Source organism: Mesorhizobium sp. M7A.F.Ca.CA.004.04.2.1 (assembly GCF_004022825.1).
In the GTDB taxonomy this organism is placed as follows: domain Bacteria; phylum Pseudomonadota; class Alphaproteobacteria; order Rhizobiales; family Rhizobiaceae; genus Mesorhizobium.
Genome location: NZ_RZPH01000023.1, coordinates 1 through 16,625, shown reverse-complemented (window position 1 = coordinate 16,625; position 16,625 = coordinate 1). Strand labels below are relative to the sequence as shown.

14 protein-coding genes and 2 pseudogenes are annotated in these 16,625 nt (G+C 59.7%); 7 read left to right on the top strand and 9 right to left on the bottom strand.

The window, feature by feature from the left end; translation table 11 throughout:
- Positions 1-185: 185 nt before the first annotated feature.
- The 8 genes from EN893_RS02370 to EN893_RS02335 form a co-directional block, all read right to left on the bottom strand.
- Entirely contained in the window at positions 186-902 is a 717-nt protein-coding gene (locus EN893_RS02370; RefSeq protein WP_063169392.1) for an alpha/beta fold hydrolase, read from the bottom strand.
- A gap of 255 nt (positions 903-1,157) precedes the next feature.
- Entirely contained in the window at positions 1,158-1,457 is a 300-nt protein-coding gene (locus EN893_RS02365) for a ferredoxin family protein (protein ID WP_024505235.1), read from the bottom strand.
- Between the two features lie 12 nt (positions 1,458-1,469).
- A complete protein-coding gene (locus EN893_RS02360; RefSeq protein WP_063169391.1) occupies positions 1,470-2,774 on the bottom strand; it encodes an FAD-binding protein in 1,305 nt (434 codons plus the stop codon).
- A gap of 10 nt (positions 2,775-2,784) precedes the next feature.
- The gene (locus EN893_RS02355) at positions 2,785-3,894 is read right to left on the bottom strand and encodes an electron transfer flavoprotein subunit alpha/FixB family protein (RefSeq protein ID WP_128361386.1); all 1,110 of its coding nucleotides are present in this window, start codon (positions 3,892-3,894) and stop codon (positions 2,785-2,787) included.
- A 16-nt stretch (positions 3,895-3,910) separates the two neighbouring features.
- Positions 3,911-4,762 carry an electron transfer flavoprotein subunit beta/FixA family protein gene (locus EN893_RS02350; protein WP_063169390.1) on the bottom strand — a complete coding sequence of 284 codons (852 nt, stop codon included), beginning with the start codon at positions 4,760-4,762 and terminating at the stop codon, positions 3,911-3,913.
- Between the two features lie 188 nt (positions 4,763-4,950).
- Positions 4,951-5,328, bottom strand: a complete 378-nt coding sequence (gene nifW / locus EN893_RS02345) for a nitrogenase stabilizing/protective protein NifW (protein WP_063169389.1) — start codon at positions 5,326-5,328, stop codon at positions 4,951-4,953.
- A 179-nt stretch (positions 5,329-5,507) separates the two neighbouring features.
- Positions 5,508-6,719 carry a cysteine desulfurase NifS gene (nifS, locus tag EN893_RS02340; RefSeq protein ID WP_063169388.1) on the bottom strand — a complete coding sequence of 404 codons (1,212 nt, stop codon included), beginning with the start codon at positions 6,717-6,719 and terminating at the stop codon, positions 5,508-5,510.
- A gap of 347 nt (positions 6,720-7,066) precedes the next feature.
- Positions 7,067-7,387 carry an iron-sulfur cluster assembly accessory protein gene (locus EN893_RS02335; RefSeq protein WP_029356570.1) on the bottom strand — a complete coding sequence of 107 codons (321 nt, stop codon included), beginning with the start codon at positions 7,385-7,387 and terminating at the stop codon, positions 7,067-7,069.
- 210 nt (positions 7,388-7,597) lie between these two features.
- Between EN893_RS02335 and EN893_RS02330 the strand changes: the two genes are divergently transcribed.
- Positions 7,598-7,921: a hypothetical protein gene (locus EN893_RS02330; RefSeq protein WP_126066777.1), complete on the top strand. Its 324-nt coding sequence runs from the start codon at positions 7,598-7,600 to the stop codon at positions 7,919-7,921.
- A 51-nt stretch (positions 7,922-7,972) separates the two neighbouring features.
- Positions 7,973-9,004: pseudogene (locus tag EN893_RS02325) on the top strand (ChuX/HutX family heme-like substrate-binding protein); the annotation flags it as partial.
- A gap of 261 nt (positions 9,005-9,265) precedes the next feature.
- On the opposite strand, the gene EN893_RS02320 reads toward EN893_RS02325, so the two are convergent.
- Positions 9,266-10,498 (bottom strand): MFS transporter, encoded by a 1,233-nt coding sequence (locus EN893_RS02320; RefSeq protein ID WP_063169386.1) that lies wholly within the window; start codon positions 10,496-10,498, stop codon positions 9,266-9,268.
- Between the two features lie 1,487 nt (positions 10,499-11,985).
- Here EN893_RS02320 and EN893_RS02315 point away from each other — a divergent pair.
- From EN893_RS02315 to EN893_RS02300, 5 genes and pseudogenes are all read left to right on the top strand, one after another.
- Positions 11,986-13,164 carry a cytochrome P450 gene (locus EN893_RS02315; RefSeq protein WP_063169385.1) on the top strand — a complete coding sequence of 393 codons (1,179 nt, stop codon included), beginning with the start codon at positions 11,986-11,988 and terminating at the stop codon, positions 13,162-13,164.
- Positions 13,155-13,316, top strand: a pseudogene (locus tag EN893_RS38935) (ferredoxin); the annotation flags it as partial. The gene EN893_RS02315 and the pseudogene EN893_RS38935, both read left to right, overlap by 10 nt.
- A 138-nt stretch (positions 13,317-13,454) precedes the next feature.
- Complete coding sequence (locus EN893_RS02310; protein WP_050580531.1) at positions 13,455-14,042, top strand: nuclear transport factor 2 family protein; 588 nt, start codon at positions 13,455-13,457, stop codon at positions 14,040-14,042.
- A 148-nt stretch (positions 14,043-14,190) separates the two neighbouring features.
- Positions 14,191-15,792 carry an SDR family oxidoreductase gene (locus tag EN893_RS02305; RefSeq protein WP_128361385.1) on the top strand — a complete coding sequence of 534 codons (1,602 nt, stop codon included), beginning with the start codon at positions 14,191-14,193 and terminating at the stop codon, positions 15,790-15,792.
- Positions 15,793-15,930: 138 nt separating this feature from the next.
- The coding region (locus EN893_RS02300) for an LLM class flavin-dependent oxidoreductase (protein WP_164900693.1) at positions 15,931-16,625 on the top strand (695 nt) is incomplete at its 3' end.

The following is a 16,625-nucleotide window of genomic DNA, read 5'->3' as shown; positions in this document are numbered from 1 at the left end:
GTTGCCCGGCGCTACGGGCTGCGGCCGCGGCGGAACGCTCGCAAGCTTGCGACGTCGGCAGGACAGGCCACTCCCGCCTAGTGGTTTCGGTGGCGCCACCGGAACGACCCGTTGGGCCTACATCCTTGCACCAGAGCTCAAGGCCACGGCCTGAGAATCGGCCGCCGCTCCCCCTACTTGGTTCCTCAGCCGACAGCGCTAAGAAGGAGAGCAACTTCCGTCGGCGCGAGGATCATTGCGTCGTGGCCAGTGGCGAGTTCCTGCCACGCCCAGCCATCCTGCTTCGCGACCCATTCTCGCGCTCCCGCCATCGGCGGGTGGAGTGGATTAGTGCAGACGACATAGGTTCGGGGTCTGCCGTTGCCGAGCGGGTGCTCGAGCTTAAGTCCGCTTTCGTAGGTGCCTGCCGGATGCGGTGTTATCCGGCGCCGCACCCAGTCCGTGAGCGAGTGTCCCTCGGGAGTGCCGAATGCTGTTGGCGGCGGAGTCGGCATGAAGATACCCCGTCCTTCCTCCGCAACCAATTTTCGACGGGCGGCGACGATGTCGGGGGGCATGGTGCTGAATACACTTTGACCGCTCTCGACGATGGCGCCGTCGAGATAAACGAGATGGCTGATATGGTCGGGTATCCGGTCGGCGGCGCCGGTGATGCTGATGCCGCCTAGACTGTGACCGACAAGGATCACATCGCTCAGCTCTTCCGTTACAATGTGGTTGACGATGTCGGTCACGAATGTGTCGGGCGTGATGTCCTTGCACAGCAAACGTGCGCGTTCGCCGACACCTGTCTGGGTAGGCGTGGTCACGTGGCATCCCATCTTGCGAAGATTGGCGGCGACGTCCCGCCAACACCATCCGCCATGCCAGGCACCATGCACTAGCACATACGTCTTTATCATGGATTGTGCCGTTCCATTTGCTCACCGGCCGTTGTGGCTGCCATCCGGCACGATGGCCGGACATTGTCCAAAGGGGCTCGACCACGTTACCGGTGGTAAGTCCGGCACAGGCGCCCCGTGGCCTGAGGATACCCCTACCAAGTCGAGGAAACTTGAATTGCGAAACCCAATATTCACTAGCTCTTTGCAAGTGGATGGAGAGGCTCATGGTGTGCCGCAGTTGCTCGCTGCCGGCATGCTCTTGGCACCGGCTGATCATCCGAACTTGAACAGGACACCAAAGCCGCCGCGCGGATAGTTCCACTCGATGTCGCCGCCTTTCTCGCACAATATCCGGCAGGTGCCGCATTCCATGCAGCCGTCGGCGGTGATCTCGACTTGACCCTTGTCATTCAACTCATAGCATTTCGCCGGACAGACGTAGGTCAACGCAAGCAAGTTCGCGCTTGGCTTGTCGTGCGGTCGCACTATGATATGGGGGCGGCCGGAATCGACCAGATAGCGGTTCTGGTAAAGTTTGTCCTCGACACGAACCTTCGTCACTGCGATCGTCATCTTGTACCCTCTTCAGCGCCATGCCAATGCCAGGCGGACCGCGTCGCTGACCAACCCCCAGCGCGAGCGCGCGTTGATGAAGGCGGCCGTGGTGTTCTTTTCCTTCTCGATCTTCGGCGTGCCGTCGACACGCATGAAGGTCTGAGCGGCATGCGACATCAACCGCGGATAGCTGTCAAAAAAGTTGCTGGAATTGGTGTGGAGTAAGGCTGGCATGTCCTTGTATTTCTTAAGATCCTTGATCACAAAGGAGTCATCCAGCATCGTCTTGTAGAGCGCAAGGTTCGCTTTGGTCATAGGACCGTTGCGGCTTTTGACTTTGATGATCGCCTCAGCCGCGACACGACCCGAGGTCATGGCAAGGTTCGAACCCTCACGGTGAATGGCATTGTTCAGTTGCGCTGCGTCGCCGACGATGACCCAACCGTCGCCGAATAGCTGCGGAATGGCCCTGTAACCACCTTCGGGGATAAGATGGGCGGCATATTCTTTCACCTCCGAGCCAGCGATCAGCGGCCGGATCGAAGGATGGTTTTTCATCGCATCCAGGAGGGCGGACGGGCTCTCCATCGTCGCGGCGAAATCCGAGACCAGGCAGCCGATGCCGAGTGAAATCGACTCCTTATTGGTGTAAAGGAAGCCGAGCCCGGCCATGCTGCGAGAGATCGTGCCCACGGCCTCGATTACGCAGCCTTCATCGCCCTTCACCCCGAACCGCTGGCCAATGACCTCTTCGGGCAAGAAATGCATTTCCTTGACGGCAATCGCCACGGTCTCCGGCTTCGGCATCTCGCGCAGGCCTGCGCGAGTGCCAAGCAATCCCGACACCCCTTCTGCGAGAACGACCACATTCGCGAAGACCACTCCGCCAGCCCGGTCTGTGCGGACGCCGATCACCTTGCCATTGCCATCACGGACGAGTTCCGTCGCGGTCGTCTCACACAGGACCGTCGCGCCAGCCTCGCGCACCTTGCGGGAAAACCATTTGTCGAACTGGGCGCGGATGATCGTGTAGCGGTTGGGTTTCGCCTCATTGAAGTCGTCCGACCGGTAATGAATTCCGGTGTGAGACGTGTCGTCCATCACCCAAAGTCGCTGTTCGACCAGGTGCCGCTCGAGGGGCGCATCATCCCGGAAGTCCGGGATGATCTTCTCCAGCATGTTCGCGTACATTATGGCACCCTGGACGTTCTTAGAGCCCGGATATTCCCCGCGCTCCAACTGCAGTACCTTCAGCCCCTGGCTTGCCAAAGTGTAAGCAGCTGCGTTTCCAGACATGCCGGCTCCGACCACAATGGCATCGAATTGTTCAATCATGTCCTCTCCCTCAACTCGCAAGCTTGTCTCGACTGTGCGGCGACAGCCGCCGGGTGAAGGCTTCCGTCAGTGCGGGCAGGAAGCGGATTGCATCCGTGACGATCCCGAGGTGGGCGAACTCGAAAATCGGCGCGTTCGGATCGGTGTTGATCGCGACGATGAGATCGGCCCCCTCGACCCCAACTCGGTGCTGGATGGCGCCGGAAATTCCGGCCGCGATGTAAAGCTTCGGTCGAATGGTCTTGCCAGTTTGTCCAATCTGTCGATCAGCCGGCATCCAGCCCTTCTGGACCAAGGGGCGCGAACAGCCATGCTCGGCGCCGATCGCTCGGGCAAGATTCTTCACAAGCTGAAGGTTCTCCGCCGCTCCGAGACCGAGGCCTCCCGCAACCACGACATCCGCATAGGCAAGATTTGCCATTGCCGACTGGTTATCCGGTAGGAAGCCGAGGACTTTGGTGACGATATCGTCCTCAACGAGCGACAGCTTGTGCCGCATGACACGCCCGACCGGCTTATCCACCCGTTGCGGCATAGGCATGACCCTTGGTCGCACCGTCGCCATTTGCGGCCGGTAATTTAGTGTATAGATCGTACACAACAATGAGCCACCAAAAGTCGGACGGGTCGCGGCGAGTGAACCGTCGGAATCTACATCAAGTTCGGTGCAGTCGGCCGTGAGCCCCGTCTGCAGGGTCGTCGCTACCGAGCCTGCAAGATCCCTGCCCAGTGTGGTCGCGCCGAGAAGGAGGATTTCGGGTTTATGGGTATTGACCAGATCCGTGAGCGCCTTGGCGAACGGCTCGTTCCGGTAGTCGGCGAGCGGCGGCGCATCGACGATGTAGACAAGATCCGCCCCGTAAGCGAAGGCCTCGGCAACAGCGTCCGCGACCATCTCGCCCGGCGGTCCCAGCACGACGCCCGCGAGCTGGACTTCAAGCTTGTCGGCTAATTTGCGGCCTTCGCCCAGCAGTTCGAAGGATACAGGATGCACATTGCCGCGTTCGAGCTCGAGGAAGACCCACACGTGCCGGTAGTCTTTGAAACGGTCGGGAAGTTCTTTCTTTACACCGGCACGGCCGGGGGCAATGCGAGGGGTAGTTTGGCTTGCGGTCGACATTTTCTGCTCCTGGCCGTCACGTGCCGCTGTTGAAGGCCAGCTCATGTTCCAGCGCCGGCCGGCGGGTTAAGATATCGGCGATGAGTTCATCGGCTATGTCCTGCAAGCCCCTTTCCGCGGTGTCGATCTGCGCCGCCCTTTCTGCCCGTGCGGTGGGGGCGAAAACACGCTTGACGACTGTAGGCGAGCCACGCAGACCGCACCGGGTGAGATCGTCAATGCCGGCGTCGGCTGCAGTCCACTTCACGACTTGGCTGCGCGCCGCGCACAGAGCCTGCTGGAGCGAGCCCCGGCGGATTTCGTTGGTGTCTTCCAGCATGGTAATGAGGCAAGGGAGTCTGCTCTTCAGCAACTGGGTGCCGCCTTCGGCGCGACGAGCGACTTCGATCTCTCGCGTATCGAGATCGATGGAGGCAATCTTCGCGACATAGGTAAGTTGCGATAAATCTAGGCGCTTGGCTATGCCCGGTCCGACCTGGGCGGTATCGCCGTCAATCGTCTGCTTGCCGGTGAAGACGATGTCCGGCCTGCCGAAAGTCTCCCCAATTTTTGCGATTGCTTGCGAAAGAGCAAAGGAAGTCGCCAGCGTATCGGATCCGGCAAAATAGCGGTCCGTCAAGAGAACTGCTCGGTCAGCACCGTAACCGAGCGCCTTTCGCAGCGAGTCCTCCGCCATGGGCGGACCCATTGTGAGCACAGTAACCTCGCCACCATGAACGTCGCGCAGTTTGAGCGCTTCTTCGAGGGCGAACAGGTCGTAAGGATTGATGATGGTCGGAACACCCTGACGCATGATCGTGTTCGTCACCGGGTGCACGCGGATCTGTGCCGAATCCGGCACCTGCTTGATGCAGACTACGATATGCATTGGCGGTTTCTCTAAGCTCCCAGTCCGGATTCGTGCTTGGCGGTTCACCTCATTGCCTGCATCGTTCATGCCAAGTCGTCTTCCTGCCTCTATTCCAGAAGGTGGCTTCGTTTGCTTCCGAGGAGGCGTCATGAGGACTGGATTTGTCGACTTCTCGACATTGTCGCGTCGCAGCCGTGTCGGGCTCATTACTTTCCGAACCGCTTCAGTGCAGAGTCGAGCGGGACGAAGGCGCGGCCAGGTGCGGGACATATGTTTGGATCGTGGTCCCTTAGCACCTTGAACACACGTTGCGTGAGCGGCGAGGAAGTCGCGAAATCTTCGTAGGCGCGTTCCAGCTTGGCGCGCACCCGCGCGGCGATTACCTGGTTAGGCAGACCGGAGAAATCTTCTTCGGCAAGGTATTGGCCCACGCGCTTCATGATATGGAGCCGCGAGACATTCATCACTTTCGGGTCGTAGGAGACGTCAAGGCAGGCGAAGAAGTCCTCCGCGGCCGACAGGCCCTTCAGTCGCGCTAGGATATCGGTGCGATCGATCGGGCGGCTATCAGCGGAGCAGTTCATTGTATTCTCCCGGCGCGAAATTGTGGTGTCGATGCATTGGTGACATTGCTGACGGCGTGCCGACCTCTGGCACGGCGGCTGGGCAAGAGACTTGGCGATCTCAAGCTTTTCTGAAGTGGTGAAGGCGACCCCGAGTTTAACTGCTCTCCTTGCGCAGGGTCGTCACGTTGAGGAAGACCTCACGGCTCGTCGGCTATTGTGCCGCTCGGACCCGGGCCGGAATGAAGCTGTTCTGCACCTCGCCCGCACAGTCCAGCACTGGGAACGGCCCGTAGCTTCTCGGTGATCGCAGGCAGGACCTCAAGCACGCGGTCTACGTCATCTTCGCCGTTGTCACGCGACAAGGAGAAGCGGACTGCCCCACATGCCGCGTTCATAGCGATCAGAACATGGCTCGGTTCCAGTGAGCCAGAGGCACAGGCGGACCCGGCGGAACAGGCGATTCCCAGCCGGCTCAGGACAATTGGAATTGCATCGCCTTCGATACCTTCGAATCCAATGTTTGCAGTGTTTGGCAATCGCTCTTGCGGATCGCCGTTGATGGATGTGTTTGGGATGCGCTGGATGATCCCGTTCTCAAGGCGGTCGCGCAACCATTTTATTCGTTTTGTCTCGTCCATGAATTTCAAGGCGAGTTCGGCCGCCATGCCCAGTCCGACTATGCCGGGTGTGTTTTCAGTGCCTGCACGCCGGTCGCGCTCTTGGTGCCCACCCTTGATCATGGAGGAGAAGCGCACGCCACGTCTTACATAAAGCGCGCCTATCCCCTTTGGACCATGCAGCTTGTGGGCGGAGAGCGACAGCATGTCGATCGCGGTCGATTTCAGCTCAATCGGAAGCCTTCCGACCGCCTGCACTGCATCAGTGTGGAAAAGCGCGCCGACTTCCCTGGCTAGATCGGCAAGCTTAACCACGGGAAAGATCGTACCGGTCTCATTGTTCGCCCACATTATCGAGACGATTGCCACTTGTGGGGTGAGGGCGGTTCTGTAGGCGTCCAGGTCGAGCCGGCCGTAGTGATCGACTGGGATAATGTGCACCTTGACGCCGCGCGTCTTCTCAAGGTGCGCGCACAACTTCAGAACGGCCGGATGTTCAACCGCGGAAGTCACTATTTCCGTTCGGTCGGGCATCACCTCCAGCGCCGAAAGGATGGCTGTACTGTCGCTTTCAGTCCCGCCCGAGGTGAAGATGATCTCGTCCTCGAATCCCGCGCCGATGAGGGCTTGCAACTGTTGCCTCGCCTTTCTCACGGCTTCAGCAACCGATGCGCCATAGGCGTGCATGGACGAATGATTGCCAAATTGCTCCGTAAAGAAAGGCAACATCGCTCCAACGACTGCAGGATCAACCCGCGTCGTTGCGTTGTTGTCGAGATAGACAGGGTTCATGGGAGTGATCCTTCAACTGCTGAAATGATTCAAGGGTAGTCGGGCCATTGAACCTCTGGCGCATATCGTATCTGGTAAGGTGGGCGGCCGGGGGAGCGATGGCTTGGCTGACCGGTCGCTGTCGACATTGCCCTTTGGTGGCGGCATCCGCCGGGAATTCAGCTGTTTCGGGCAATTTTGTTTGCTTGCCCACGGCAACGATCGATGATCGCGATTTGGTGCATCACCGAACGCAATTGTTCCGGGCCGACAGTGCGTGTCGGCCGGTTCCAGAGCGCCGGCGGTTACCGGTTCGACGCAGTATTCCTTGGCGTCGCTATAGTCGAACATAGCCTGTTCCCTCGCAATCATTTGCAGGACTTGCCGCAGCCGCACGTCTCACGCGCATTGGGGTTATCGAAAACAAAGCCGGATGTTTCGAGCCCAGTGACGAAGTCCACGGTCATGCCGGCGGCATGGGGTTGGGAGCCTCTATCCATGAACACCTTGAGCCCATCTCGCTCGATGATCGCATCGCCCTCACGTGAGACGCTCTCCAGGCCCATTGAGTATTGGAAGCCGGCGCAGCCGCCGGCATGGACCATGATGCGAAATCCTTCCGCCGGCTCGCTGGCGCGGTAAAGAGCGGCCTTGATGGCGGCAACAGCGTTGTCGGTGAGCGTAATCATGGCTCGATTTCTCCTCGGTCCGGCGTTTTCGTGGATCATCTCGCATGGACCGTGCCAAAGGGAAGACGTGTCAAAAACCGTAGGACATCCCGACGTCTCTTATGCTCGATTGCTGGGGAGACGTCCGACAACCGACACTTACTGTCGGGTTTGTCGCGTCCGCGTCACAGGAAGGGCGCCTGAGTTCGCGATGCACTCACGCGTAAAGCAATGAACAGAGCCAAAGATGTTCAGAGCTTGCCGCGGAGCAACTGGCACGATTTTTGTGAAGCCTTCGTTGCGGCGGCAAAATTGCCGGCCGATTCACCTTTGGGTTGCCCTCGCAATCGAAGAACGAAGGAAAGCAATATGATCCATCAGACCCGCCTTGGTGGGAAAGCAGCACCGCCGGTGGTACCCGAATGCTCGATCGGCCGATTGGCGCCGACCACCCAACAATCGCTCGCTACCGGCGATTGGCCGCTGACCGCCCGGAGACAGGATTCGACTGGCATGTGCCTGACGATCGATCGCGTCCGCCGTGCACATCCCTGAGGCCCGTTTTTCGATCGATCGTCAAAAGAAGAACGGGGCAGGGGTAAAAACATGGATCAGCGCAAGAAGCGGTCGCCCAACGAAATCCGGCGTGCGTGGGAAGTCTGTCCGAACATTCCCGCGCGTGATTTCGCCGCCCAATTGGCCATTTCGGAAGCGGAACTGGTCGCGGCCCATTGCGGTTTCGGCGCGGCACGCATCGACCCGCGCGTCAATCACCTTCTGACGGGCCTCGAATTCGTGGGCGAAGTGACGGCGCTGACCCGCAATCAAGGTGCCGTGCACGAAAAGATTGGCGTCTTCAACAGAGTGATAACCGGCAACAATCACGCCATGGTCCTTGGTGACGAATTCGACCTTCGCGTCTTCCCGCAGGCTTGGAGGTATGGTTTCGCTGTTGAAAGGCGCCATCGCGGCGGAATCCAGCGCAGTTTGCAATTCTTCGACGCCGCCGGCGCAGCAGTGCATAAGGTGCATCTCAGGCCGGTCTCCAACCTTCATGCCTATCGAAAGCTGGTGGCCGAGCTCGTATCCGCCAACCAGGAGCCGACCATGTCGCTTAAGGCGAGAGTAGCCGACCTGGGCGCGAGGACTGCGGACTGGGCCGGCACGGTGGACGACCTACGCGAGTACTGGAGCCGGCTGACTGACGTCAACCTTCTAAAGACGCTCAAGCTCAGCCGCTGCCAGGCTTTGCGCATGGTCGGCCAGGATTACGCTTGGCTGCTCGACAATGCCGCAGTTGGCGCCGTGCTCCAGCGTGCGGCCGAAGACGAATTGCCGATCATGTGCTTCGTCGGCAACCGAGGTTCTATCCAGACCCATTCCGGCTTAATCAAGTCGGTCAAGCAGATCGGGCCGTGCATCCATGTGCTGGACGAAACGTTCCGGCTGCATCTCAGGACCCACCAAATCCGTGAGGTTTGGGCCGTGCGCAAGCCGACCAATGACAGTCACGTCACCTCGCTCGAAGCATATGGGTCCGACGGCAAGATCATCATCCAGTTGTTCGGTGCGCGCAAGGAAGGCGAACGCGAGCGCGACGACTGGCGGGTTCTGGCGGAAAACCTGCCTCGTTTCCCCGACAGCTACATGAGAAAAGACCGATCGTCGTCGGTGGGACGCCGGCGCCCATCTGCCTCCGCAGCCAGTAGCCGGGCATTGAAGCCGAGACCGGGGACACGATGACGCAATAAGCGCGCTGTATTATCGCAACGCGATGAGCAGGAAGCAATTTGGCGCTGCCCCATCGACCGCATGGTTACGACGAAGCCGCGGCCTTTGGGCCGAGCTCAGAGGTGACAATAGCGTGAACGCCGCCGACCGTCACTCCCCACCAGGCGGTCAGGTTTTGCGGTTCGGGCCGAGCAAAAATACTGTCAAGACAGCGAGGAACGTGGCAACCGCGCTGTAGACAAAGACACTGGCAATACCCGTGTGATCCACCAATAGGCCACCGCAAGTTGTGCCGGCTGCGATGGCCACTTGGAAGGTTATGACCATCAGTACACCAGCGCTCTCGGCCTGTTTCGGAGCGGCGCGTAGCACCATCCATGTCTGCAATCCGACCGGGACCGCGCCAAAAGCAAAGCCCCATACGGCAACTGCAATTGCCGAGGTCAAGGCCGATGCTCTCATGGTCAGGAGCGAGACAGCGGCTACGGCAATGAGCAGGGGCGGCAGGGCCGCGACCGCCTTGAGACTGTGTTTGGTGAGGAATGCGCCGGCTAAATTGCCGAAGACGCCGGCCGTGCCAAAAGCAAGGAACACGAGCGGGATTGACTTCTTGTCGAGCGCAGGAACGCTCTCGAGAAAGGCGCGGATGTAGGCGAAGCTGGCAAAATGGCCGGAAGCGACCAATAGCACGACTAGCACCGCAACCTTCATCGCCGGATTCTTCGCGACATCCAGCGGACTGCGGAATCTGCGCACTTCGATCGGAGGCAGTGGCGGAATGGTTACGAGTTGCACGAGCAGCGCAACGGCACTCACGATTGCGGCGACCTTGAACGAGGCTCGCCATCCCCAAATGTCACCGACATAAGCGCCGATTGGAGCCGCGCAGACGGAGGCGACAGAAACGCCGGTGAGGATGACCGACATGGCGCGCGGCATGAGGTGACTTGGAACCAGCCGCATCGCCAACGCTGCCGAAATTGACCAAAAACCACCAAGCGATATGCCAAGGACGACGCGTGCCGCCAGCAAAACCGGCAGCGACCCCGCAACCTCCGCCAGAACGTTCGACAGGATCAGCAGGAGCGTCATCGCCCAGATGACGACCCTGCGGTCCAGACGCTTTGTCACGATGGCGATTATCGGTGCCGAGATCGCCGCGACGATTGCGGCCGCTGTTAGCGCCTGTCCAGCCGTGCCCGTGGTGATACGGAGATCATGCGCGAGCGGTGTCAGAACGCTGGCGGGCAGAAACTCTGCCGTCACAAGCCCGAAGGTGCCGAAGGAAAGCGAAATGATGGCACCCCATGCAGGGCCAGAACGTTGATAGGGACTTTCTGGGTCAAGCCGATCTCGGTCGAACAAAGCCGCGTCCACTAAATCTGTCGCCGATTCGGTCATGAATGAGTTCTCCGGCTAGGAGCTGTTGCAGCAGGGGTGGCTACATCGCCGGGGATCAAAGCCGCGAGACCTTCCGGCGGCGGCCAGTCGGCATCAGTCGAGGCCTCGGAGCCCGACGCATCCGAGGCCTCATCGGAGGGCCGACGGACCCAACCGTCGACAATGCGGGAGAGTTCTCGGCGCGGTCGCATCGATCGCATTCGTCGAAGTGCGGTCTGTTCACTGCGAACCAAGCAAGCCGAACGCGGTGTCCTCGATCGAGGCCTTGATGGGGGGATGATCGACGATCTCTATATTGCTTTGAAGCAGGAAGTTCCGTCGCCATATGTGGTTATCCTGGCAGCCAGAATTGAGCGGTTGTCGCAAGCACCAAGGCGGTCGCAATGAGTGCAACGAGGCGGAAGTCTGATCGATGGCTGCGGTTCGATGGCCGCGCGATCGACAAAATTGAGGTGATGAGTTATCCCTTTTGAAGCCGTTGCTCCCAATTCTGGGATAAGGTAATTGCAGGCGGTCCCAGCAACGTCGGGCGGCCTTTTTGGTGATCGAATTCATGGGACGACACTCTCGGTCCGTGACGCATCTGCGAATGACTCCGCAAGTTCCGTGCCATCAACGACAAATCTGGCTCTGCTGAGCGGGTGGTGGAGGCACGAGCGTGGGCTATCCCAAGAGCTTGCCGCAAGGTTGTTCGAAGTTGAGGTGCCGGATAGACCGCAAATATGTCGGGCGGCCTGGGGTTGGCCAACACGAAGATGCGCAAGTTCAAAAGGACGAGCTGAACCCTTGCCGATATCCATCCGAGGCTGATCTGGAGAAGGTCAAGAACTGCGTCTTGAAGGCTTCCGCCGCACCGGCAAATGCTAAGCCAAGGTGCTGGGCAAGATGGACAGGGCCATCCAACCCGTCGACTGGACGCTCATTAATGGCGTCGGTGTGGCTCTGTAGCTGGCGAGAAAAACGCCCTGCTGAAAGACAAAAGCTCGTGTGGCCGGCTCTGAAGGACGGCCAATGAGGCATGCGAGGAGAGGCTATAGTCCATTCGTGTAGACTGATCTTGTCCTACGGAGGCGGCTAACCACCCCGCCAGACATCATCGAGGGGAGCGCCACTAGGCTCACCCCAAGTGTTGGTCGTTTCCACCTGGTGACCTCGGCCAAGTCACCAAGCCGCTTAGCGCAAGCTTTCGAACTGGATGCTCCCCGGGCACATGATCGGCTAGCGATCCCACCAGTTGAGTTGCTCCAAGTCGCTGTCTAGCATTCTACATTCTGTGTCCGACGCTGGACAAGAATGTTGCAATCCCGACCAGCAAGTCAGCGCAGGCGCCACCTGTTGCCCAGCAAACGGCAAGGATTATCGAAAGACGAATTCGGCACGGAGCTTGCACCGACGATTGCATGCAAATGCCGACAGCATCTCATGAACGGTCTCTCGATTCTGGCGCGGTTAAATCGCGGCCGGTTCCAGATCATGTCCCGCCCGAAATGGTGAGGGACTTCAACCTGTTTACGTCGCCCGGCATGTTGCCGACGGCTAACGGGGATCCGCATGCAGCGGTTGCTTGCGTTCATGCCGGGCCTCCGATCTTTTATTCAACCAGCAACACGCGCGACGGTCGGGGTACCTGGGTCATCACTCGCGCGAGCGACCAGCGCCGGGTGCTGCAGGACACCGAAACGTTTTCCAGCCATCGCAGCATCTTCGCCTCTGTGCTCGGCGAGAGCTGGCCGATGATCCCGCTTGAGCTCGATCCGCCATTCCACGGTGTTTTTCGCTCACTGCTCAATCCGCTGCTTTCGCCAAAGCGGGTAATGGCATTGGAGCCGGCTGTCCGGGAACGAGCGATCAAGCTGATCGACAGGATCGCCGCATCAGGCACGAGCTGCGACATCATGAAGGATTTTGCAGTTCCGTTCGCGGTCAATATCTTCCTTCGCTTTATTGGGCTTTCGGACAACGGACTAGAAACATTTGTCGGCTGGGCTAGAGATCTGCTCCACGGCGATAAGGAGCAACGACCACCCGCAGCCCGGACGATCGTGGCCTTCATCGACGAACTTGCCACCGAGCGCCGCAAGGAGCCGGTCGATGATTTCATGACCTTCATCGTGAAGGCAAAGGTCGAGGGTCGTCTGCTCAGTGACGAAGAAGTCCGTGGCATCGGCGTGCTTGTGTTCGTCGCGGGACTCGACACGGTCTCAGCAGCCATATGCTTCGACTTGGCCCATCTCGCGCGCAACCCCAAAGATCAGGAATTGCTACGAAGCGAACCTGACCGGATTGCCGTCGCTGCGGAAGAATTGCTGCGCGCCTATTCGACCATTCAGATGATCCGAGTGGCAACGAAGGATGTCGACTTCAAAGGCGCGCCGATCCGCAAGGGAGATTATGTTTCCTGTGCCACGATGATTGCCAATCGTGACCCGGCGGAATTCGAATGCCCGAATGAGATCGATCTGGCGCGCGAGGACAACCGGCACGCTGCCTTTGGCTATGGTCCCCATCGTTGTCTTGGCTCACACCTTGCCCGGCGGGAGATTGTCATTGGCCTGGAGGAGTGGCTGGCGCGCATCCCAGCCTTTCGGATCAAGACAGGGACTGAACCTATCACCTTCGGCGGCCATGTGTTCGGGATCGAGAATCTGATCCTGGAATGGTCCTGAAGTTTCAGCCAACGACATTGGAGTTCGCTATGCGTGTCGTCGTACATAAAGCCAGATGCCAGGGTCATGCGCGCTGCTGGGCGCGGGCGCCGAGAGTCTTCAAGCTTGATGACGCCGGCTACATCTTGCCCGGTGATATTGATGTTGCCGATGGGGAGCAACTGCTTGCCTCAAAAGGGGTACGAGCCTGCCCCGAACAAGCTCTGGAAGTTGACGAGCCCCCCGCTAACTCAGTTGTAGAGAGAGACACACGCAAAGTGCAGACTGGCATCGGGAAGGACAAAACAATCATACAATTCGCGACAGACCCTGTCGACCACGCGAAAATTACCGAACTGCGTGACCGAGAGGCGATCCGCAACTGCCTGTATCGGTACTGCCGCGGGATAGACCGCGCCGATGAGGCGGCGCTGCGTAGCGCATACTGGCCCGAAGCGTATGACAGGCACGGTCCCTATTGCGGACCGGCAGAGGACTTCATCCAATTTGCTCTCGGTCTGCCGGGGCACCGTAACATCCATCAAATCACGAACAGCCTGATCGACTTCATCAGTTCAGCAGAGGCCGCGGTCGAGAGCTATTTCACCGCGCTGCAACGCGGACCGGATACAGACCAAGAAATACGTCAGACGCTGCTTTGCGGCCGTTACTGCGATCTGTTTCAGAAGAGGCAGGACGAGTGGCGAATTGCGGAACGGACAGTCGTCTACGATTGGGTTGAGGAGCAAATCCCGCCAGCGATTCTTGAGGCAGATAGGTTCGGCCGGCGACAGCCGATTGGAGCACCACATCCAGACGATCCCATCTACCAGTTGCTCAAGGGTCACATCCCCACCGACCAAGATGGCGTCGAGGGTCCCCAACTGGGAGCTGCATAAGTGGGTAGGAATGGAGGATGAGCGCCCTACGGGAACGACATCTGTGTGGGGCCGCGACTGGCGGTCACTGCAACGATTTGGCTCGGCCCTTCATTCCGCCCAAGGTTGATGGGCTGAGATCACAAGCGGTCATCGTGGAGAAGCTCTCGTGAAACTGGCAGCACGCACCGTAATCATCACAGGCGCTGCGGGCGGGATCGGCCGTGCCCTGGTCGATATCCTTGCCGCGGACGGAGACACTGTAGTTGCGGTGGACCTTCCGGGCAGTGGTGTGGTTGAACTGGCTCGGGATCTCGGGTCGCCGCACGTCGGTCTGGAGTGCGATGTGTCGCGAGAGAAGGACATGCTCTCACTTTTCGGCCAGGTCGAAGCACGGTTCGCGCAAATCGATGTCCTCATCAACAATGCGGCGGTTGGACCCACGATGGATAGGATCATCGACACCGCTGTCGATACCTTCCGACGCGGCGTGACAGTGAACCTTATTGGGCCATTCGTTATGGCCCGGGAAGCGGCGCGGCGCATGAAGCCGGGCGGTGCGATCGTCAATGTGGCTTCGATGGCGGGCGTGGTCGGCAATCCCAGGCGCAACGCCTACGCAGCCTCGAAAGCTGGCGTGATCTCGTTGACAAAGTCCCTTGCATGCGAGTGGGCTATGCGAGGAATCCGCGTCACGGCGGTGGCGCCGGGCTCCGTCCGCACCCCAATGGTCACAGAACTGGCACGCGCTGGCAAAATGGACCTCGCGGCGATACGCCGCCGCGTGCCGATGGGGCGCTTGGCTCGCCCCGACGAGATCGCCAGGGTCGTGCGTTTTCTGAGCAGCACGCAGGCGCGCTACATCACCGGCTCGGTGCTGGCAGTCGACGGAGGCTGGATGTCATTCAACCAGCCGGGGGATGCTCCCCCGCCGGTGGATGGTGCGCTCCAAGCCGAGCTCTCCTGTCCGGCCGAATGCACAGATGCGCGAATCGTGCTCGTCACCGGTGGCGCAAAAAGCATTGGCGCGGCCGTCGCTCGCCGCTTTGCCGCGAACGGCGACACCGTCGTGATTGCTGATAAAGATGGCACTGCAGCGGCAGAGCTGGCTACATCGCTCCCCGGCAAGCATCTGGCGAAATCGCTGGACGTGGCCGTCGAGAGCGATGTGGTGTCGATGTTCGAAGAACTGAGGGGACGCTTCGGGTATATCGATGTTCTGGTCAATAGTGCTGATACCGCCGACAGGATTGTGCCTGCGATCGAGCAACTGTCGAAACAGCTCGAACACGTCCTGGATGTCAACCTTACCGGCGCCTTCACCTGCGCGCGCGAAGCGATCAAGGCTATGCGCCCGGGCGGCGTGATCCTCAATCTCGGGTCGATCGACAGCTTTCTGCCGTTCGCGCCGCGCCATGCCTACGGCGCCTCCAAGGCGGGGATGGATATGCTGACCCGTTGCATGGCGGCCGAACTCGGGCCGGTCGGAATTCGGACAGCCACCGTCGCTCCTGGCCACATCCGCACGCCCGCACTTGCTCAGTTGGCCAAAGCCGGCCGCATCGACCTGACAGCAATCGGACGACGCATCCCCATGGGCAGGATGGGACGGCCAGAAGACGTCGCAGATGCATCGTTCTTCCTTGCTTCGTCTGACGCCTCATACATCAACGGCTCGATCCTCTACGTGGACGGCGGCTGGACCTCGTTCGGTGATGCGGGAAACGCCAGCGAGCTCTATGACGAATGTTTTGCGGAGGCCGCAGGTTAATTGCCAGGCCTTCGCAGGGCGACCGGCCGAGCATTATGAAGCCTCGGCTCCACGACGCACCTGAGGTGCTTGAGATCCAAGCATGCGCATGCCGAGCACATTCCCGGTCGGCTGACGTGTCTATAACGAGGAGAAATCATGGAATTTGCCACTTTCATTCTGGCCGCCCAGCGTGGCTATCACCAATCCTCAGAAAGCGTCATCCGCAACTCCATCGAACAGGCCGTCGCTTCGGAGCAGGCTGGGTTCAACACCGCGTGGTTTGCTGAGCACCACTTCAACAATTACAGCCTCATACCATCCCCGCTGATGATGGTGGCGCACTGCGGCGGCTTGACAAGCACGATTCGCCTGGGCACTGCCGTCTGCGTGCTGCCGCTTTACCAACCGCAGCGCCTGCTGTCCGAGATCGGCTTCGCCGACATCGTTGCGAACGGCCGTCTCGAGCTCGGCGTAGGCTTGGGATACCAGCAGTTCGAGTTCGAACGGTTCGGCGTGGACATCGATGAGGCGCCGGCCGTCTTTTCGGAATACCTGGACATCATTCTCAAGGGCCTCAACCAAAACGTCTTCGAACACGACGGCCAGTATGAGAAGATCCCCCCAACAGCGATTTCGGTCCGCACAGTCCAGCAGCCGACGCCGCCTATCTGGATCGCTGGCGGAGCCGCACGGATGGCTCGGGCCTACCGCGAGGGGCACAATTTTTTTGTCACAGCCTTCCACGACGGCTTAGAGACTTTGACCACACTGCGTGAATCAGTCGAGAGGGCGGCGGCATCCGAGGAAAAGAACGTCACCGACGTCAAGATATCGCTGCTGCGCTGCTGCTA